The 19,217-nt window shown below is 31.2% G+C and carries 18 protein-coding genes; 4 read left to right on the forward strand and 14 right to left on the reverse strand.

Going from position 1 to position 19,217, the window contains the following annotated elements; genetic code table 11:
• From JFY71_RS04970 to JFY71_RS05015, 10 genes are all read right to left on the reverse strand, one after another.
• Complete coding sequence (locus tag JFY71_RS04970) at window positions 1-867, reverse strand: ROK family protein (RefSeq protein ID WP_243661940.1); 867 nt, start codon at window positions 865-867, stop codon at window positions 1-3.
• 9 nt (window positions 868-876) lie between these two features.
• On the reverse strand, window positions 877-1,830 hold the full coding sequence (locus tag JFY71_RS04975) for a glycosylasparaginase (RefSeq protein WP_243661941.1): 954 nt from the start codon (window positions 1,828-1,830) through the stop codon (window positions 877-879).
• A gap of 23 nt (window positions 1,831-1,853) precedes the next feature.
• Window positions 1,854-2,621 (reverse strand): DeoR/GlpR family DNA-binding transcription regulator, encoded by a 768-nt coding sequence (locus tag JFY71_RS04980; RefSeq protein WP_243661942.1) that lies wholly within the window; start codon window positions 2,619-2,621, stop codon window positions 1,854-1,856.
• A 2-nt stretch (window positions 2,622-2,623) separates the two neighbouring features.
• Window positions 2,624-3,943, reverse strand: coding sequence for an alpha-L-fucosidase (locus JFY71_RS04985; RefSeq protein ID WP_243661943.1), 1,320 nt, complete (start codon window positions 3,941-3,943; stop codon window positions 2,624-2,626).
• Entirely contained in the window at window positions 3,936-4,925 is a 990-nt protein-coding gene (locus JFY71_RS04990) for an ABC transporter ATP-binding protein (RefSeq protein WP_243661944.1), read from the reverse strand. The genes JFY71_RS04985 and JFY71_RS04990 overlap by 8 nt, the downstream gene beginning before the upstream one ends.
• Window positions 4,915-5,922 carry an ABC transporter ATP-binding protein gene (locus JFY71_RS04995; RefSeq protein WP_243661945.1) on the reverse strand — a complete coding sequence of 336 codons (1,008 nt, stop codon included), beginning with the start codon at window positions 5,920-5,922 and terminating at the stop codon, window positions 4,915-4,917. Before JFY71_RS04995 ends, JFY71_RS04990 begins: the two co-directional genes overlap by 11 nt.
• A 9-nt stretch (window positions 5,923-5,931) precedes the next feature.
• Window positions 5,932-6,819: an ABC transporter permease gene (locus JFY71_RS05000; RefSeq protein ID WP_243661946.1), complete on the reverse strand. Its 888-nt coding sequence runs from the start codon at window positions 6,817-6,819 to the stop codon at window positions 5,932-5,934.
• Between the two features lie 10 nt (window positions 6,820-6,829).
• A complete protein-coding gene (locus tag JFY71_RS05005; protein ID WP_243661947.1) occupies window positions 6,830-7,750 on the reverse strand; it encodes an ABC transporter permease in 921 nt (306 codons plus the stop codon).
• Between the two features lie 69 nt (window positions 7,751-7,819).
• A complete protein-coding gene (locus JFY71_RS05010) occupies window positions 7,820-9,451 on the reverse strand; it encodes a glutathione ABC transporter substrate-binding protein (protein ID WP_243661948.1) in 1,632 nt (543 codons plus the stop codon).
• Window positions 9,452-9,634: 183 nt separating this feature from the next.
• Window positions 9,635-11,017 carry an NCS2 family permease gene (locus JFY71_RS05015; RefSeq protein WP_243661949.1) on the reverse strand — a complete coding sequence of 461 codons (1,383 nt, stop codon included), beginning with the start codon at window positions 11,015-11,017 and terminating at the stop codon, window positions 9,635-9,637.
• A 332-nt stretch (window positions 11,018-11,349) separates the two neighbouring features.
• Here JFY71_RS05015 and JFY71_RS05020 point away from each other — a divergent pair, with 332 nt between their 5' ends.
• Window positions 11,350-14,079, forward strand: a complete 2,730-nt coding sequence (locus JFY71_RS05020; protein ID WP_243661950.1) for a cation-translocating P-type ATPase — start codon at window positions 11,350-11,352, stop codon at window positions 14,077-14,079.
• A gap of 46 nt (window positions 14,080-14,125) precedes the next feature.
• Here JFY71_RS05020 and JFY71_RS05025 read toward each other — a convergent pair whose 3' ends face one another.
• Window positions 14,126-14,674: a DUF1697 domain-containing protein gene (locus JFY71_RS05025; RefSeq protein WP_243661951.1), complete on the reverse strand. Its 549-nt coding sequence runs from the start codon at window positions 14,672-14,674 to the stop codon at window positions 14,126-14,128.
• 75 nt (window positions 14,675-14,749) lie between these two features.
• Here JFY71_RS05025 and JFY71_RS05030 point away from each other — a divergent pair, with 75 nt between their 5' ends.
• Both JFY71_RS05030 and JFY71_RS05035 read left to right on the forward strand, forming a co-directional pair.
• On the forward strand, window positions 14,750-15,382 hold the full coding sequence (locus tag JFY71_RS05030) for an HAD family hydrolase (protein WP_243661952.1): 633 nt from the start codon (window positions 14,750-14,752) through the stop codon (window positions 15,380-15,382).
• Window positions 15,383-15,472: 90 nt separating this feature from the next.
• Entirely contained in the window at window positions 15,473-16,858 is a 1,386-nt protein-coding gene (locus JFY71_RS05035; protein ID WP_243661953.1) for an aminopeptidase, read from the forward strand.
• 29 nt (window positions 16,859-16,887) lie between these two features.
• On the opposite strand, the gene JFY71_RS05040 is transcribed toward JFY71_RS05035, so the two are convergent.
• The 3 genes from JFY71_RS05040 to yedE are packed head-to-tail and all read right to left on the reverse strand — an operon-like array spanning window position 16,888 to window position 18,402.
• Window positions 16,888-17,121, reverse strand: a complete 234-nt coding sequence (locus JFY71_RS05040) for a putative Se/S carrier protein (RefSeq protein WP_243661954.1) — start codon at window positions 17,119-17,121, stop codon at window positions 16,888-16,890.
• Window positions 17,121-17,333 (reverse strand): sulfurtransferase TusA family protein, encoded by a 213-nt coding sequence (locus JFY71_RS05045; RefSeq protein WP_243661955.1) that lies wholly within the window; start codon window positions 17,331-17,333, stop codon window positions 17,121-17,123. Before JFY71_RS05045 ends, JFY71_RS05040 begins: the two co-directional genes overlap by 1 nt.
• A gap of 1 nt (window position 17,334) precedes the next feature.
• Window positions 17,335-18,402: a YedE family putative selenium transporter gene (gene yedE, locus JFY71_RS05050; RefSeq protein WP_243661956.1), complete on the reverse strand. Its 1,068-nt coding sequence runs from the start codon at window positions 18,400-18,402 to the stop codon at window positions 17,335-17,337.
• A gap of 190 nt (window positions 18,403-18,592) precedes the next feature.
• Here yedE and epsC point away from each other — a divergent pair, with 190 nt between their 5' ends.
• Window positions 18,593-19,141 (forward strand): serine O-acetyltransferase EpsC, encoded by a 549-nt coding sequence (epsC, locus tag JFY71_RS05055; protein ID WP_243661957.1) that lies wholly within the window; start codon window positions 18,593-18,595, stop codon window positions 19,139-19,141.
• The last annotated feature ends 76 nt before the right edge of the window (window positions 19,142-19,217 follow it).

Consider the following 19,217-nt stretch of genomic DNA (forward strand, 5'->3'; position numbering starts at 1 on the left):
TTAATTCCCGTTCATTTCATAAAAATGATAACCTGCTCCTATTAAATTGGCATCATTTCCATAGTTTGCTTTTCTTATGTCCGGATATAAGGGAGATCTTTGACCATACTGCATTATTTTATCCATTTCTTTTTCAATATTGTCAACTAGGTCCTCCTTTGCTGTTATTCCTCCGCCAAGAACTATAATTTCCGGATCTATTATATATTGTAAATTATAAATACCTAATGCTAGGTAGTGAAATAATTCCTCTACAGCCTTTTTACATATTTCATCACCTGAATCAGCTAAATTAAAAACCTCTTCACCTGATAACTGCATATTTTTAATTTCAGATACTTTTTCAGCCATATGAACCGCTGAACCAAGAATTGCCCATTCATTTCTTCCGTCAATTAACATCATCCCAAATTCTCCTGCAAAGGAATGAGAGCCCTCCTGGATTTTCCTGTTATATACTATAGAGCCTCCAATTCCAGTACCTATTACTACAAATACCATATCCCTCTTATCCTTTAAGGATTCATGATTAATTTCTGCAATACAAGCACAATTGGCATCATTTTCAAAAGTTACAGGAATTTTAAATTCATCTTCAAATATTGTAAGAAATTCCGGATTATGAATATACCTTAATGAACTTGCACCGTCTATTTTTCCTGTATCGTAATTAGGAATACCGGGAACACTAAAGGCTATACCTTCTATATTTTCAATTTTTTTATATTCATAAATTATTCTAAATAATTCTTTTTTCATATCAAACCAATTATCTGGAGATGAAAAAGATTTTTTATTTTCTAATTTTTTATTATTCCATAAGGCGGTTTTTACACTGCTTCCGCCAATATCTATTGAAATTATCATATATTTATCCTAATCTAATGGTTTTTTTATTCTTTTTTCATAAGCATCAAGCCATTCTTGAGAGGCTACTTCCACTAAGGTAGTTTTATTCGGTCCCGGATTAGCAACATAAATTTCCACTTCTTCAGTGTCAGTACCAACTACAAAAGAAAATTCAACATTTGTAGCTATTCCCCATTCCCCTTGATTATTCATACATACCAAAGACATTGCTCCGGATTTTCCCCTGAGTTTTTTTAGTTTCTCATCAAAATCATACAGTGCCTTATTTGCAGCTTCTTGAGGATGAAGTCCTTCTTTCATAAGTCTAACTATTTCATAGCTTAAACAACCCTTCATTAAATCCTCTCCAAGACCTGTTGCAGCCGCTCCACCAATTTCACTATCACAGTAAAATCCTGAGCCGGATAAAGGGGAATCTCCAATTCTTCCTTCTTTCTTCATAAATAGCCCACTACTTGAAGTTCCAACAGCCATACTTCCCTTTGTATCAAGAACTACCATTCCAATAGTGTCATGGCCATCATAAGGGGTTAAACCTTTGTTTTTAATATCCTCAAGTCTAATTTCCCACATTCTTTTAGCCCTATCGGAAAGCATATTTTTTATTTCAAAATTATTTTTTGTAGCATATTTAGTAATTCCTTCACCAACTAAGAATATATTAAACCTTTCATGACTAAGATTTTCAGCTACTTCAATTGGATTTTTAACATTTCTACTTCCTGCTATAGCACCTATATCGAAATTATCTCCATTCATAAAAGCAGCATCAAGTTCTACAATTCCTTCCTCGTTAGGAAGTCCACCAAAACCTACAGATTTAAAAAAGGGATAGTCCTCCGTTTTTTTTATAGATTCAACTAAGGCTTCTCCACATGACAAACCATCCTTTAATTTAGGAATAGTGTCTATAATTCCCTCATAGGCCATACGCCAAGTTGCTATCATTCCATATTTCATATATTTCACTCCAACTAATTTATTTAAAGATGATAAATTTGTACATCAGATGCTAAAAATAAATTTTCTATTGATTTTTCCGGCTTTTTATCTGTAAAAATACCATTAATATCATCAAAATGTGCATATTTATAGGATTCATTAAAATAAAATTTTTCATTTTCTATCATAACATATTTATGACGACTGTTATTTATTATTGCTTTTTTAGTAAGACCGTCTTCAGCACCTAAAGTAGTAAAGGTACTATCTCTAATGTCGATTCCACAGGTCCCTAAAAAAGCCTTGTCAAAACTATAATCACCAATATACTCTATTGTTAATGCTCCCATAAAACCATTTACTTTTGAATGCATTGTTCCACCGGTTCCTACAACTGTTATTAAAGGATTTTTTACTAATATTTGCAATATATCTATCATATTACTTACAACTAATATTTTTTTATTACTATTTGCCAATAGTCTAGCTAATAGAATATTGGTTGTTGAAATATCTAAAAATATTGTCTCATTTTCCTTAATATGTTCAAAAGCTTTTTTAGCTATGCGTTCTTTTTGATCTACATGGTACATTTTTCTATCTACAACTTCTCTTTGTAATGGATAATCTTTAGATAATATTGCTCCACCATAAGTTCTTCTTAATTTACCATCATTTTCTAAAACTTTTAAATCTTTTCTTATACAATCATCAGTTACTGAAAAAATATTACTTAATTCTTTTACTTTAACTTTTCCTTCTTTTTTTAAAATTTTTTCAATTTCTGCATGCCTTTCTTCAGCAAACATAGTTAATCAACTCTTTCATTTTTTAAGGTTACTTCTAATACTGTATCTATACTATCCGGTAAAATAGGATTTTCACCTAGATTCGCAAAGACTATATTAGGATAATCACTATGAACCCAACTTGTAGATATTGGTACTTCTGCTCCTGAGTATAAATATTTTATAAGGTCTACTTCTTCATGTTTAATACCAATTAAAGGTAATGGACCTATTGAATTCTCATAGATATGAAAATATATTTTGTTTCCTTTTTGTGTTACTCTTCCATAATCCGGTTTTTCAATTGAAGATTTTCCACATCCATATATACTTTCACTATTATCTTTCATCCAATTACCAATTATATCCAATCTTTCTATCGCTTCTTTTGGAATATTTCCCCTTGCATCAGGACCAACATTTAAAATCATATTTCCGCCTTTAGATACACACTCTACTAATTTTTTTATAAGCATATCTGCCGGTTTATAGAATTTATCTGTTGCATGATATCCCCAATTATTATTCATTGTGACACATGCTTCCCAAATCAAGTCTTCTCCATTTACATCTTGAATACCATTTGGTGGAATCATTTTTTCCGGAGTAACAAAATCTCCATGATATGGTGTAGGATTTCCTTCTGCTAAGGAGCCATATCCTTCTCCACTTACCTCTAATCTATTATCTATTATTACATCTGGTTGTAATTTTCTAACCATATTTATTAATTCTGTTGCACGCCAAACTTCCCCTCGCATATCATCATAAGCAAAATCAAACCATAACAAATCGAGTTTTCCATAATTTGTACAAATTTCCTCAATTTGTTTGTGCATGTAATCTAAGTAATTATCAAAATCTATTTCTCTTTTATTATATTCTTCATTGTTTCTCATTGGATGAAATCTATCATTTAATGAAGGATAATCATTATGATACCAATCTAGTAAAGTAAAATATAATCCAACTTTCAATCCTTCTACTCTTACTGCCTCAACAAAATCTTTAACTATATCCCTTCCCAATTTAGTATTTGTTGATTTATACTCGGTATATTTACTATCAAATAAGCAAAAACCATCATGATGTTTTGCAGTTAAAACTACATATTTCATTCCTGCTTCTTTTGCTGCTTTAGCCCAAGCTTTCGGATTATAATCTACCGGATTAAATTCTTCAAAATATTTTTGATAGTCTTCATTAGATAATTCTTCGTAGCTTCTTCCCCATTCACTTCTTGCAGGAATAGCATAGAGGCCCCAATGTATAAACATTCCGAATCTAGCATCTACATACCAAGACATTCTTCTATTATATTCTTCTCTATTAAATTTATACATTGAATTTCTCCTCCATTTCCCTTGCATAATGACATCTTACAAAATGCCCCTTTTCTATTTCAATATATTCAGGTTTTTCATTTTTACATTTATCAGTTGCATAAGGACATCTTGTTCTAAACAAACATCCTGATGGTAAATTTGTCGGACTTGGAATATCTCCTTTTATGACAATTCTTTTTTGTTTTTGCTCAGGATCCGGTATTGGAACTGCTGATAATAATGCCCTTGTATAAGGATGGGTTGGATGATCATATAAATTATCCTTTGTAGCTATCTCTACAATAGTTCCTAAATACATTACTGCAATACGATCTGAAATCATTTCAACTACACTTAAATCATGGGAAATGAATAAATACGTTAGATCATATTCCTTCTGAAGGTCCTGCATTAGATTTAAAACTTGTGCTTGTATAGAAACATCTAATGCTGATACCGGCTCGTCGGCTATTATTAATTTAGGTCTTACAGTTAAAGCTCTAGCTATTCCTATTCTTTGTCTTTGACCTCCTGAAAACTCATGAGGGTATCTTTCTCCATGTAATGGACTAAGTCCTACTACTTCCAGTAATTCATGTACTTTTTTTAATCTTTCCCTGCTAGACATTTTAGTATGAACTAAAAGAGGTTCTCCTATTAAATCTTGGATTTTCATCCTAGGATTTAAAGAACCATATGGATCTTGAAATATCATTTGTATTTCAGACCTTAAACTTCTCATTTCCTTTTCTTTAATATTTGATATGTTTTTTCCATCAAATATTATTTCACCACTATCAGGAGATACTAAATGATTAATTAACCTTCCTGTAGTAGATTTACCACAACCGGATTCTCCTACTAAAGAAAAAGTTTCACCGGCAAAAATATCAAACGAAACATCATTTACAGCATGAACAAATTTTTTCTTACCAAATAATCCTTTATTAACTGCAAATGTTTTAGATACATTTTTAACAGTAACTAATTTATTTGCCATTTTTAACTTCTTCCTTTCTATTTGTTTTATTAACTAAATAGCATCTACATCTTCTTTCTGGATTATCTTCAATATTCTCTAATTCTGGTTCTTGTTCTCTACAAATATCCATAACATACTTACATCTTGGTGCAAATTTACAACCCTTAGGTAACATTGATAAATCCGGAACATTTCCAGGTATTGAATTTAATTTTTTTATTCCACTACGTAAAATCGGTACAGAAGCTATTAGCCCTTGAGTATAAGGATGTAATGGATTTTTAAACAGATCAATTACAGGTGCTTCTTCAACTATTCTTCCGGCATACATTACAATTACTCTGGAACACATTTCTGCAACTACTCCTAAGTCGTGAGTAATCATAAGTATTCCCATATCTTTTTCTTTTCTAATCTGTTCCATTAATTCAAGAATTTGTGCTTGAATGGTAACATCTAAAGCTGTTGTTGGTTCATCAGCTATTAGTATTTTTGGATTACATGACATTGCCATAGCTATCATAACCCTTTGACTCATACCTCCTGATAGCTGATGTGGATAGCTTTTTAAGGTTACATTAGGGTCAGGAATACCTACAAGTTCTAAGGAATCAAAAGCTATTTTTTGAGCTTCTTCTTTAGAAATATCATTATGAAGAAGTATTGCTTCTGTAAGTTGTTTTTCAACCCTCATACTTGGATTTAATGAGTTCATCGGCTCCTGAAATATCATAGATATTTCACTTCCCCTAATTTTCATTAGTTCCTTAGTATCTAACTTTAAAATATCCCTTCCTTCCATTAAAACTTCACCTTCCGGGTTTCTACTAGTATCTTTATCGAGTAATCTCATAATAGATAGAGATGTTACAGATTTACCACAGCCGGATTCTCCAACCAATCCTAATATCTCTCCACTATCTATATGAAATGAAACTTTATCTACTGCTCTTGTCCAAGTTTTATCCTTTTTAAATTCGGTACTTAAATTTTTAACTTCTAATAATTTTCCCATTTTAGCCTCCTAGTTCATTTTTGGATCTAAAGTATCTCTTAAGCCATCACCTAATAAGTTAAAGGCTAAAACAGTAACAAATATTATTAAACCCGGAAATAACACAATATGTGGAGCGGTCTTTAAATAATTTCTTCCCTGAGACAACATAGCTCCCCAGTCAGGTTCAGTTACATTTGCGCCAAAACCCAAGAAACTTAAAGATGATGCTGCTAATATTGCAGTACCTATTCTCATAGTAAAGTTTACTATTAAAGATTGTATTGTTCCCGGAAATATATGAACAAATAAAATTCTTCCATTTGAACACCCTATTGATCTTGCTACTTCAACATAAGTTTGTCCCTTTACTGAAATAACTGCACTTCTGACTATTCTGGCAAAAGATGGTACTGTAAAGACAGCTATTGCAATCATTACATTTACCATTCCCGGTCCAATTATTGCTACAACTGCTATTGCTAACAATATATCTGGAAATGAAAACAAAACATCACAACATCTCATTATAAATCCATCTATTAAACCACCATAAAATCCAGCTATAAGTCCTAATATTACACCAAAAACTGTTCCTATAATCGTTGCTATTAAAGCACTTGAAAGAGACAATCTTGTTCCTGTTACAAGTCTACTAAATACATCTCTACCAAATTCATCTGTCCCAAATAAATGTTTAGCACTTGGTCCTTGTAAAATATTTGCATAATCAGCCTCAGCTGCATTATAAGGAGCTATATATTTACCAAAAATTGCAATTAAAAACAAAAAGATTATTACACCAAAAGAAATAACCGCTGTTTTTCTTCTTAAAAATTTTTTAATGAATTCCTTTGCTTTACTTTTTGGTTTAGGTAATTCATTTTCAGATAATATTACATTTTTATTTTCAGACATAATAACCCTCCTAATCGTATCTAACTTTAGGATTTATTACACCATATAATAAATCAACTACTAAGTTTATAACAATGTATTCTAATGCAAAAAATAATAGTAATGCTTGAACTACCTTATAATCCCTAAAGTTAATTGAATCCACCAATAATCTTCCTAGCCCTGGAATAGAGAAAACTGTTTCTGCCATTACAGAACCAGATAATAATCCTCCTATTTGTAATCCTGCTACTGTAATAATTTCTATTAGTGAATTTCTAAAAGCATGTTTCATTACAACAAATTTTTCACTTAGTCCCTTTGCTCTTGCTGTTCTTATGTAACCTTCTCTCATTGTTTCCAACATTGATGACCTTGTAAATCTAGCTAAAACTGCCATAATTCCTGCTCCCATTGTTAATGATGGTAGAACATAACTTTGCCAACTTTCAAGACCACCAGTTGGAAACCAACCAAGAACAACTGAAAATTTTTGAATGAGTTGAAGACCTAACCAGAAGCCCGGTATGGATATTCCTGAAATAGCTATTATCATACCAATATAATCTAAAGTCTTCCCATGTTTTATTGCTGAAACTATCCCTATTCCTATTCCTATTATAGTTGCCCATATCATTGATGAAATTGTAAGCATAATAGTTGGTTTTAATCTTGGAACTATTGTATCTGCTACTGTTTTGTTATTTTTAACAGACATTCCCAAATCACCTTTTACTAGTCCTGTCATATATTCTTTATATTGGGTTAGTAATGGTTTATTTAAACCTAATTGTTCCCGCACTAATTCAACTTCAGCTTTAGTAGCATCTGGTCCGGTAATCATTTTTGCCGGATCTCCCGGAATCATGTGTACAAACATAAAAATTAAAAAAGATATTACTAATAATAAAGGGATAATACTTAAAATTCTTTTTATACTATAACGTAACATTATTACCTCCTAAAAATAAAAAGCCATCTAATTTCCTATATACTGGATTAATTAGATGGCAATCTTCTATTATTGTGCTAATTTTGCATTTGCAAAATTGAACGCTCCATCTGGTGCTACATAAACTCCAGAAAGATATGATTTTGTTGCATAGATTATTTGATCATTTCCTAAAAATAACCAAGGTGCCTCATCCCATACAATTTTTTGAGCTTTTGCGTATAATTCATTTTGTTTTTCTGTATCAGCTGTTTTCAATCCCTCATCTAGTAATTTATCAAATTCTTCATTTTGGAAATATGCGGAGTTTGCATTTGTTGGAGGTATCATAGTACTGTATAACAATGCTCTCATTGAACTATCCATTGTGAAATCTGATGCTGACCAGTTAACATACCACATATTTACTTCAGCTTCTTCTTTTTCAACATATATTTTATCGTTTCTTGTTGCTTCTTCCATTGGTAATACTTCAACTTCTATTCCAATTTGTTCCAATTGTTGTTTAATAAATGTCATTCCTTTAATTTCTTGAGTAGTATTATCTCCCCAAATAGTTAACTTGAAACCATCTTCGTATCCGGCTTCTTTCATCAACTCTTTAGCTTTTTCTAAATCATAATCATAACCTTCTTGTTCCACATAACCTTCAATTATTGAAGGAACTGCTGAAGTTGCAGGTTTTGCATATCCGGAATACATAAGTTGAACAAATGCTTCTTTATCTATTGCATAATTCATAGCTTGTCTAACTCTTACATCACTTAATTCCGGTATTAATTTATTTAAAGCAACAAACCTCATAATATTAGAGTCATTCTTTAATATATTAATATCTTCTGCATCTTCAACTGCTGCTAATTGGTCTGAAGTCATTGGGTAAACAAAGTCTGCTTCTCCTGTTTGTAACATTGCAGTTCTTGAACCGGCTTCTCCTACTTCTTTTACAGTTACTGAGTCAACACCTGGCTTTTCTCCCCAATAATCTTCATTTTTAACCATCTTAGTGTGACTTCCTTGTTCCCATTCAACATATTTAAATGGTCCTGTTCCTACTGGATTATTCATTATATCATTACCAAATTCTTCAATAGCTTTTGGACTTACTATACAAAATTGACTTAGTCTATTTAAAAATGGTGACCAAGGTTCTGTCAATTTAAATACTACTGTATAATCATCTGGTGTTTCTATACTTTCAACTCTAAAACTTTCTGTACCGTCATCTTTAGTTTCAACAAATGTACGTCTTTGACGTAGCTCATTATCCTTATCTATAACCCTATCATAATTTGCTTTTACAGCCTCTGCATTAAAATCTGTACCATCATGGAATTTTATACCTTCATTTAATTTAAAGGTATAGGTTAAAGAATCTTCTGATATTTCCCAAGATTTAGCTAATTGTCCAACCATTTTTTGATTTTCATCAAATTTAACAAGATTTTCAAACATTCCCCTAGTTGTCGCTATAGAGTTAGTATCACCAATATTTGCTGGATCTAGTGAATTTATACTTCCTTCTATTGCTATTACTAAATCATTATCCGGTGATTTTGCATCACTATTAGATGCTGTGCTTAATTTACCGTCTCCACTGTCTGTAGCTTTCTTTCCATCATCTTTGTTTCCACAAGCTGTTAAACCTAATATAAGCAAACTAGCTAATAGAACAAAAATTAGTCTCTTTTTTAACTTCATAATTTCCTCCTTAGTATGTACTAATTTAAACATAAAATCGTTTTCTTATGTTGACTTGATTATACTATACCAATATTATTATTGTCAATTGTTTTGTATTGTTTTGTTGTAAAAAATTATTGATTAATACTAATTAATAATTTATATTTATATGTATAACAATTTATGTTATTTTTTAAATCTTTATAATAATTTTTCAATTATAGGGAAAATAAATAGTTTTATAACAAATAATACACCAAGTACCCACATTACTGCTCCTGGTTTGTTAGCTTCTCCTTGTACTACTTTTACTAATAGATAGGACATTACTCCCCACATTATACCTGCTGAAATTGAATATCCTACAACCATAAATATAATAGCAAATACTCCCGGAATTATTACATCGGCTTTATCCCACTCAAAATCTCTCATAGGTTCACACATCATAATACCTACCATTATTAAGGCTGGGGCTGTTGCAAATCCTGGAATAGCACCAATTATTGGGAAAAATGGTATAGCTAGTAAAAATAATATTGCTGTAACAACTGCTGTTAACCCAGTTCTACCGCCTTCTTCAACTCCTGATGCAGATTCTACGAAAGTAGTAACTGTTGAAGTTCCTAGTATAGCTCCACAAGTTGTAGCTATTGCATCTGATGTAAAGGCACGTCCTGCTCCCGGGAAGTTTCCATTTTCATCAACTAGTTTAGCCTTTGTTGCTACACCTGCAAAAGTTCCTAAGGTGTCAAATATATCTACATATAAAAATGTTAGTATTACCATAGCAAATTGTAGTATATTTTCCGGACTTGAAAAAGCAGTTTTTAATCCTGTAAAACATAGTCCAAAGGTTGGTGCTAGACTTGGTGGTAAACTTACTACTCCTGATGGGAAAAGTGAAAATAATCCTGCATCTGGGATTACTTGATACCAACCGGCTACCTGAGCTACCATACCTAAAATCCATGTAGCAAATATTCCTATTAATAAAGAACCCTTTACTTTTTTAATCCATAAAATAATTGTAATAGCAAGACCTATAATAGCTAATGCTGTTGCCGCTTCTGTTAAATTAGGATTAACTGCTACTAATGTTGCCGGGTCTCCAACTATAATATTTGCATTTTGAAAACCTATAAACATTATAAATAATCCGATACCTGCTGATATAGCTAACCGTAACTGTTTTGGAATTGCTTCCATTAATTTTGTTCTTACATTTGTTACACTTAGTAAAATAAAAATTAATCCTTCAACTAAGACAGCTGCTAGTGCAAAGGATGGTTCATAACCCATTGTTAGTACAACTGTATATGCGAAAAATGCATTTAAACCCATGCCTGGAGCCTGAGCAAAAGGTAAACCTGCAAATAATCCCATTAACATTGTACCTATAACAGCTGAAAGTGCAGTTGCCATGAATACAGCACCTGAATCTAATCCGGATTCAGAAAGTATATTCATATTAACCGGTAGTATGTACGCCATAGTAACAAATGTAGTAATACCAGCTATAATTTCTGTTTTAACATTGGTATTTCTCTCTTTTAATTTAAAAAATCTTTCTAAACTTTCCATACATCCCTTCTTTCTTTTTAAACTATTTTCCCTGCTTTTATTATATATTCTATAATTATATGTAGCAAGCAAACTTTTAAATAAATTATAGGTTAAAAGTTGAGTTTTATATGTTTTTAAAATGCATTTCCTTGATTTATTATTTTTTTTACGTTATAATTTTTGTTATTAAGGGGAGTAGCTATAAAAGTTTAATCGTCAATACGGAATTTTTACTATTAATTTTCCCGGTTAAACACCCAAAGTGGTAGCAAGACCTTTGCCTTCATTATAGTGAAAGCAAAGGTCTTTTTTTATTAAGCTTCCAACCCTAATTTTAAAGGAGGTATTAAATGGAGTGGTATAATAAAAAGTCTGAAGATATTGAAAAAGAGTTAGATTCCAATCTTTCAGACGGTTTAAGCTCTAGTGAAGCTAAGGCGAGATTTGAAAAATATGGACCTAATGCTTTAGAAGAAGGTAAGAAAAAAACCATATGGGCAAAACTTGCTGAACAATTATTAGACCCAATGATATTAATTCTTGTTTTTGCAGCAATACTTTCTGCAGTTATTAGTGAAATATCAGATGCTATTATAATTATTTTAATAGTAGTTCTTAACGCTGCACTAAGTATTTATCAAGAAGGTAAGGCTGAACAAGCTATTGAAGCCCTACAAAAAATGGCATCTCCCAATGCTAAGGTATTTAGAGATGGAGAAATAATAACTATTCCTTCTTCAGAACTAGTTCCTGGAGATATTGTTGAATTGGAAACAGGAGACATTGTTCCTGCAGATTTAAGACTTGTGGAAAGTTCCAATTTAAAAATCGAAGAGGCTTCTTTAACAGGAGAATCCGTTCCTGTTGAAAAAGATGCTAAAATAACTTTTGATGATGTTGTTGAAATTGGAGATAGGGATAATATGTCTTTTAGTTCTACTATAGTTTCCTATGGTAGAGGTAAAGGTATAGTTATAGGTACTGGAAAGCATACTGAAATTGGTAGAATTGCAACCCGAATTCAGTCTTTCGACGATGAACAAACACCTTTACAGAAAAAACTAGCTCAACTTAGTAAGGTTTTAGGAATTATTGTTGTAGTAGTTTGTTTAATAGTTCTTGCTACAGGTTTATTATATGGTCATGAATTATTAAGCATGGTAATGACATCTGTTTCCCTAGCTGTAGCTGCAATTCCTGAAGGACTGCCTGCAATTGTAACAATTGTTCTTTCTTTAGGTATGACTAGAATGGCTAAAAGAAATGCCATTGTAAAGAAATTACTGGCTGTTGAAACTTTAGGAACAACTACTTTTATATGTTCCGATAAAACCGGTACTTTAACACAAAATGAAATGACCGTTGTTAAAGCCTTTGTAGATAATAAGGAAATTGAAATAACCGGAACAGGTTATGAACCTAAAGGTGAACTTTTAATTGATGGCAAAAAAGTAGATGAAAATAATTCCGGAAGTCTATACACTTTCTTAAATATTGGTACTTTGACTAATGATGCCAGACTTATTGAAGAAAATGGCGTTTATTCATTAGCAGGAGATCCAACTGAAGGTTCTCTTTTAACTTTAGCCGGTAAATTAAATATTACAAGAGAATCAGCTAATGAAATGTACCCTAGAATAGAAGAAATACCTTTTGATTCTACTAGAAAAATGATGACGACCTTCCACGATAAATTCATAGAAGGAAAAGTTGTATCATTTACAAAAGGTGCACCTGATATTATTATTGACAAATGTAGCAAAATATTAATAGATGGTAAAATTAAGGATTTAGATGAGGCTACAAAGCAAAATCTATTAGAGCAAAATATTAAATTTGCTAGACAGGCCTTAAGAGTTTTAGCCCTAGCTTTTAAAACTCATGACAGTCTACCAAATAGTATTGATTCAGAAAATATTGAAAATGAAATGATTTTTGTAGGACTTGCCGGTATGATTGACCCTGCAAGACCTGAAGTAAAAGATGCAATAAAAGAATGTAGATCTGCTGGTATAGTTCCGGTTATGATTACAGGTGACTACTTAGAAACAGCTTTAGCAATAGCCAAGGATTTAGGTATTGCTGAAAGAGATGACCAAGCTATAATGGGTAAAGAACTTAACAACATGTCTGAAGAAGAAATTCGACAAGTGGTTAAGGAAAAAACCGTATTTGCCAGAGTTTCTCCTGAAAACAAGGTACAAATTGTAACTGCCTTAAAAGAAAATGGAGAAATAACTGCCATGACCGGTGATGGAGTTAATGATGCACCGGCTATTAAAAAGGCCGACATTGGTATTGCAATGGGTATTACAGGTACAGATGTTGCTAAAAACACAGCTGATGTTATATTAACAGACGATAACTTTGCTACAATTGTTCACGCTGTAGAAGAAGGAAGAATTATTTATTCAAATATAAAAAAATTCGTTTCCTTCCTATTAAGTTGTAACGTTGGAGAAATATTAGTAATATTTTTAGCTATAATTTTCAACTGGCCTACTCCTCTTCTAGCTGTTCAATTACTATGGTTGAATTTAGTAACTGACTCCTTCCCTGCCTTAGCCCTTGGAGTTGAACAAGGTGAGAAGGATATAATGGAGCAAGAGCCTAGAGACCCTGCTGAACCTATTATTGATAAACACCTAACTATTTCAATAGCTATTCAATCTATAGGAATAACCGTTGCTGTACTTGTTGCTTATTACCTTTCTTTAAATTTACACATTGAAGGAAATTGGCAAGAATTACATGCTGCAGGAGCTTTACCTGAATTTGAATTAAGAGAGCCAAGATCTATTGCCTTTGTAACATTGATTATGGCAGAACTCTTAAGGTCCTTCTCTGTAAGAAGTACAAAATATACAGTATTTGAATTGGGAATTTTTACTAATAAACGCTTAATTCAAGGTGTAGGATTCTCCTTCCTACTTACTTTAATAGTAATTTATGTACCTTTCTTACGTGATTGGTTTGAAACTTTTCCTTTAGGTTTAAAAGACTGGGCAATAGTCTTGCCTTTATCATTTTTACCATTTATTATAGGAGAAGTGTCTAAATTAATTAGAAGAAGAAAATAATAATTATTCTTATGAAAAATGTGTGAATTAAAATTCACACATTTTTTTATTTTAGTTTTTCTATTTTTTCATAAATCTTATTAAAAGTATTTCCATTTCTTAAACTAGTATATGGGTATCCTTTACTTTTAGCTAGTTTTGCATATAGACTTTTACTATACAATCTTCCATCTTTATATATTGAAGTCCAAAAAATAACATTGTCTACTACTTTTATTTTGTCTATTTCTTCATTTAAAGGCTGTAAATCATCAACTATATTTTCTATATTATAATTATCTAATACAAAAATTACATTATGTAAATAATCCTTATTACTATTCCACCATAAGGGTTTGTTTTCTACTAGTCTTTTTATTTTTTCACTACTAAGTATAATAATCTTTAAATCCCTTTCAAATATTTTTATTAACTTAGCCTGTATGTTTTCTGTGTTTACCTTACTTTCTGAGGTAAAAATAACAACTCCGGTATTTCCTAAAATTACTACACTCTTAAATCCTAAATCCGTGAAAACCTCTTTTAATTTTTTCATTTCTATTTTATTTTTACCACCTACATTTATTCCCCTAATTAAACAAGTATAATTTTTCACATTTTACTCTCTTTCTACATAATTAAAATTTTTATAATATTCTTTTGATATAATTATATATGAATGGAGGATATTATGTATAAAAATATATTATTTGATGTAGACGGCACTTTAATAGATACTGAAAAACCAATTATACACTCTCTACAAAAGGTTTTAAAGGAAGAATTAAATATTAAAAAATCCTATAATGACTTACTTTTTGTTTTAGGTGTTCCCGGTAAATACTCCTTAGAAAAACTAAATATTCCTAAAGATAAACTAGATTATATTCTTAACAAATGGTCTCACACAATATCTTTAAATCAAAGTAAAATGAGATTATTTGACGATATTGAATATGTTTTACAAAATCTATATAATAATAAAATTAATTTGGCTATAATTACTTCAAAAAATGATGAAGAGATGAAAAATGAATTTAGCCCATTTAATATAGACAAATACTTTAGCAGTATTGTTACTGCATCAGATACGAAATTACATAAACCAAATCCGGACCCTATTTTAAAGGCTATGGATAATTTAAATATTACTAATAAAGAAAAAACAATATATATTGGTGATTCTATTTATGATATGAAATCTGCTAAAGCAGCAGGTATAGCTTTCGGTTTGGCTAAATGGGGTACTCCTACACCTAATGCCTTTAAAAATTTAGACCATTCTTTTAATAAACCTACAGATATTTTAAAATTAATAAAATAATTTCTAAAAGATTGTTAAAATTAATGTATTTTTTTACAATTACTATATTATTATTATTTTAATAAGCTATAATATAGTTGAGGTGATAAAATGGAGTTAAATTATGAAAAAAAGAACATTTGGCAAAATGCAAATCAAGAAGAATTAGACCAAATATATGATTATGGAGAAAGATACAAATCATTTTTAGACAGTTCTAAAACCGAAAGAGAAGCTTGTAGCGAAATAGTAAGACAAGCTAAAGAAAATGGATATGTAAGTCTAGACGAAGCTTTAAAAAACAAAATAAAAAAGGGCGATAAAATCTATTTAAACAATAAAGATAAATCAGTTGTTATGATGATTGTTGGAGATGATTTATCTGAAGGTATGAATATTGTCGGAGCCCATATTGATGTACCTAGACTGGATTTAAAGCAAAATCCTCTTTATGAAGATGGTGATTTAGCTTTATTTAAAACCCATTACTATGGTGGCGTTAAAAAATATCAATGGACTACTATACCTTTAGCTCTACATGGAGTTATATTTACCAAAGAAGGAAAAAAAATAGATATTAGAATTGGCGATGAAGAAGATGATCCTGTATTTTATATAAACGACCTATTAATTCATCTTTCAGCTGACCAAATGAAAAAAACCCTAGCTGAAGGAATTACAGGTGAACAACTTAATGTAGTTGTAGCCCATAATTCAAAATTCCCGGAAAAAGATGCTAAAAATCCTATTAAGGATAATCTATTAAAATATTTAAATAAAAAATATGGAATAGTAGAAGAGGATTTCCTAGTTGCTGAATTAGAAATAGTTCCAGCATCAAAAGCAAGGGATGTTGGTTTCGATAGAGCAATGATAGCAGCTCATGGTCATGATGATAGAGTTTGCTCCTATGCTGCTTTAGAAGCTATTTTAAAAACAGATTCACCTAGTAGAACTGCTGTAGCTCTATTTGTAGATAAGGAGGAAATAGGCTCTGTTGGAAATACCTCCATGGGTGCAATTTTCTTAGAAAACATGGTAGCTGAAATATTATCCAACCAAAGAAATGATTATTCCGATATTTTAGTAAGAAGAGCCATGGCTAATTCCAAAGTTCTTTCTGCAGATGTTACAGTAGCTTATGACTCAAATTTCCCGGAAGTATTGGAAAAAAATAATGCTTCTTTACTTGGACATGGGGTTTCTATGGCAAAATATACAGGCTCACGTGGAAAAGGTGGCTGTAATGATGCTAATGCAGAGTTTATTGCTGAATTAAGGGATTTATTTAATAAAGAAAATGTAATTTGGCAAACCGGTGAACTTGGAAAAGTTGACCAAGGCGGCGGTGGTACTATAGCTTATATTTTAGCTGGCTATGGTGCAGAGGTTGTAGATATGGGAACAGGAATGCTTTCAATGCACGCTCCTATAGAACTACTAAGTAAGGCTGATGCCTTTATGACCTGTAAAGCCTATAATGTATTTTTTAAATAGAAAAATAGAAAGTCGGAAATTCCGACTTTCTATTTTATATCTTCTTCCTTGTATATATTTTCAAATTCTATTTTATTTTCTCCAGATAGATCTTTAATTATTTCTACATCTTCTGTATTAACATAGGCACAATTACCACAGGAAGAACTAATTTTTCTTGGTACAGGTCTTAATTGAACATCTATCTTATTTTTTTTAAGTAATTTTTCAAACTTTAATACCTGACTTATAGTGTGGAAGGTAAAAATACTTTTTTCCTTCATTATTTTTTTCCCTTTATAGAAAATTCACCCTTATTTTCTTTTATTTCTACCTTGAATTTTTTTCCCTTTAAAAATCTAGTAACATTTTCTTTGGCTATATTTGTGTCTACTTTTACCTCTATTTCATCAGTATTTCCCTTTACTGCATTCATAGTTAATATAACCGGTTCCGGACAGGAAAGTCCTCTTGCATCTACTTCTTTTTTAGCCATATTATCCCTCCTTATTGGAAAAATTAGTCATAGTAAAGGCTATAATTACCGTTAAGACTAAACAAATTAATACTGCAATTTTACCATTTGCTGTTGCTCCTTCAGCACTGGAAGCTAAACCGAAGTTATGGGCAATAGCTGAACCTAAAATAATCCCGAATATTGTTACTGTAGCATCTCCGTCTCCTTCTGAAGATAGAACAGTTTGTCTAATTGGACAACCACCAAGTAATACCGCTATTAAACCTACTAAAGTCATTCCTAAAAAATTCCATAATGTATTATTATGGGCTACCGGTTGATTTTCAAATCCAATATTTAAATGACCCTTTGTTAATATTAAACTTCCTAATAAGGCAGCTACAAAAATTCCTATTATTCCCCATAGAAAATGCATATCTTTAATTAAAAATACATCTCTGAAGGCTCCACCTGTACAAATTCTAGTTCTTTGTAATATTACTCCTACTATTAAACCACCAATTAGTGAGTATATTATTTTTGCATGCATTGAACCTGGACCTTCTTTTGAGAAAAATATAAATGCAGGTTTAATCAATAAAAATATCAATAAAATTACACCTAAGGCCGGAATAATCGTTCCTACAAGCTTAGATTCCTTTACTGATTTACCAAGGCTGTAACCTCTTTTTAAGAAAAATATTCCAATTAAAACTCCAAATACAAATCCTAAAAGTCCAACAACTGCATTTAAGTCACCAGCTGCAATTCTAAAAATCATTCTTAATGGACATCCTAAAAATACTAAGGCACCTATGGACATAAATACACCTAGTACAAATCTTATGGCAGGATTTGAGCCACCTCTACCTTTAAAATCCTTGAAGATTATTGATGAAATAAAGGCTCCACCTATAATTCCAATTATTTCAGGCCTAATATATTGAACCACTTCCGCCCTATGTAAGCCTAATGCTCCTGCTATATCCCTCCAAAAACAGGCAATGCATATTCCCATATTAGCCGGATTTCCTAGGTACATTAATAAAATTCCAACAATACCTATTATAAATCCACCAATGAAAATTTTAATATTTTCTTTTCTCATATTTTCCTCCTTTTTATTGTATATTCAAATAAATTATAACATATTTAAATAAATCTTTTTAATTTTAGGAGAAATTAAAATTAATTATATATTAGCCTTGTTTTAAAAAAGCTAAATTTATGTTATAATTTTATACTAATAAAAGTTTATGTGAAAGCATTAATCTTTTACTTTAAGAAAGGTAATTAAAATGAATTTTTTTAAAAAAAGAATTTTTGAAGCTAAATATATATTAAAAAATGATCCTGCATGTAAAAGTCTTTTTGAAGCTATGTTTTTATATCCCTCTCTACGAGCAATTATGTCTCATCGTTGGGCTAAATTATTTTATGACAAGGGACATACAACATTAGCAAGATGGATTTCTCAACGTTCAAGACATAAAACAGGTATTGAAATACATCCCGGTGCTACAATTGGTGACAATGTTTTTATAGACCATGGTACAGGAGTTGTAATTGGCGAGACTGCTATTGTTGGAGACAGGGTTACTATCTACCACGGAGTTACTTTAGGTGGTACAGGAAAAGTTAAAAATAGAAAAAGACATCCTACAGTAGAAAATGATGTTTTAATTGGAACAGGGGCAACTATTTTAGGTGATGTAACAATAGGTAGCCACAGTAAAATAGGTGCCGGTGCCTTGGTTTTACAAGATATTCCGGCAAATAGCACTGCAGTTGGTATGCCTGTTAGAATTATCCCTCATGGTCCTGATTATGTTTTTGAAGAAGACTAAAAAATCCTAGGTTTTACTAAGCCTAGGATTTTTATTAGATATTTTTGTAAATTAAATAGAGTATATGCTTTTCTTA

Origin of the sequence: Miniphocaeibacter halophilus (genome assembly GCF_016458825.1) — a bacterium.
Classification (GTDB): domain Bacteria; phylum Bacillota; class Clostridia; order Tissierellales; family Peptoniphilaceae; genus Miniphocaeibacter; species Miniphocaeibacter halophilus.

Coding starts and splice junctions, on each gene's coding strand:
- JFY71_RS04985 (WP_243661943.1), bottom strand. CDS start 3,943: ATGTATAAATTTAATAGAGAAGAATATAATAGAAGAATGTCTTGGTAT.
- JFY71_RS05015 (WP_243661949.1), bottom strand. CDS start 11,017: ATGGAAAGTTTAGAAAGATTTTTTAAATTAAAAGAGAGAAATACCAAT.
- JFY71_RS05045 (WP_243661955.1), bottom strand. CDS start 17,333: ATGGCTAAAAAAGAAGTAGATGCAAGAGGACTTTCCTGTCCGGAACCG.
- JFY71_RS04995 (WP_243661945.1), bottom strand. CDS start 5,922: ATGGGAAAATTATTAGAAGTTAAAAATTTAAGTACCGAATTTAAAAAG.
- epsC (WP_243661957.1), top strand. CDS start 18,593: ATGAATTTTTTTAAAAAAAGAATTTTTGAAGCTAAATATATATTAAAA.
- yedE (WP_243661956.1), bottom strand. CDS start 18,402: ATGAGAAAAGAAAATATTAAAATTTTCATTGGTGGATTTATAATAGGT.
- JFY71_RS05040 (WP_243661954.1), bottom strand. CDS start 17,121: ATGAAGGAAAAAAGTATTTTTACCTTCCACACTATAAGTCAGGTATTA.
- JFY71_RS04975 (WP_243661941.1), bottom strand. CDS start 1,830: ATGAAATATGGAATGATAGCAACTTGGCGTATGGCCTATGAGGGAATT.
- JFY71_RS05010 (WP_243661948.1), bottom strand. CDS start 9,451: ATGAAGTTAAAAAAGAGACTAATTTTTGTTCTATTAGCTAGTTTGCTT.
- JFY71_RS05020 (WP_243661950.1), top strand. CDS start 11,350: ATGGAGTGGTATAATAAAAAGTCTGAAGATATTGAAAAAGAGTTAGAT.
- JFY71_RS04980 (WP_243661942.1), bottom strand. CDS start 2,621: ATGTTTGCTGAAGAAAGGCATGCAGAAATTGAAAAAATTTTAAAAAAA.
- JFY71_RS05035 (WP_243661953.1), top strand. CDS start 15,473: ATGGAGTTAAATTATGAAAAAAAGAACATTTGGCAAAATGCAAATCAA.
- JFY71_RS05030 (WP_243661952.1), top strand. CDS start 14,750: ATGTATAAAAATATATTATTTGATGTAGACGGCACTTTAATAGATACT.
- JFY71_RS05000 (WP_243661946.1), bottom strand. CDS start 6,819: ATGTCTGAAAATAAAAATGTAATATTATCTGAAAATGAATTACCTAAA.
- JFY71_RS04970 (WP_243661940.1), bottom strand. CDS start 867: ATGATAATTTCAATAGATATTGGCGGAAGCAGTGTAAAAACCGCCTTA.
- JFY71_RS05005 (WP_243661947.1), bottom strand. CDS start 7,750: ATGTTACGTTATAGTATAAAAAGAATTTTAAGTATTATCCCTTTATTA.
- JFY71_RS04990 (WP_243661944.1), bottom strand. CDS start 4,925: ATGGCAAATAAATTAGTTACTGTTAAAAATGTATCTAAAACATTTGCA.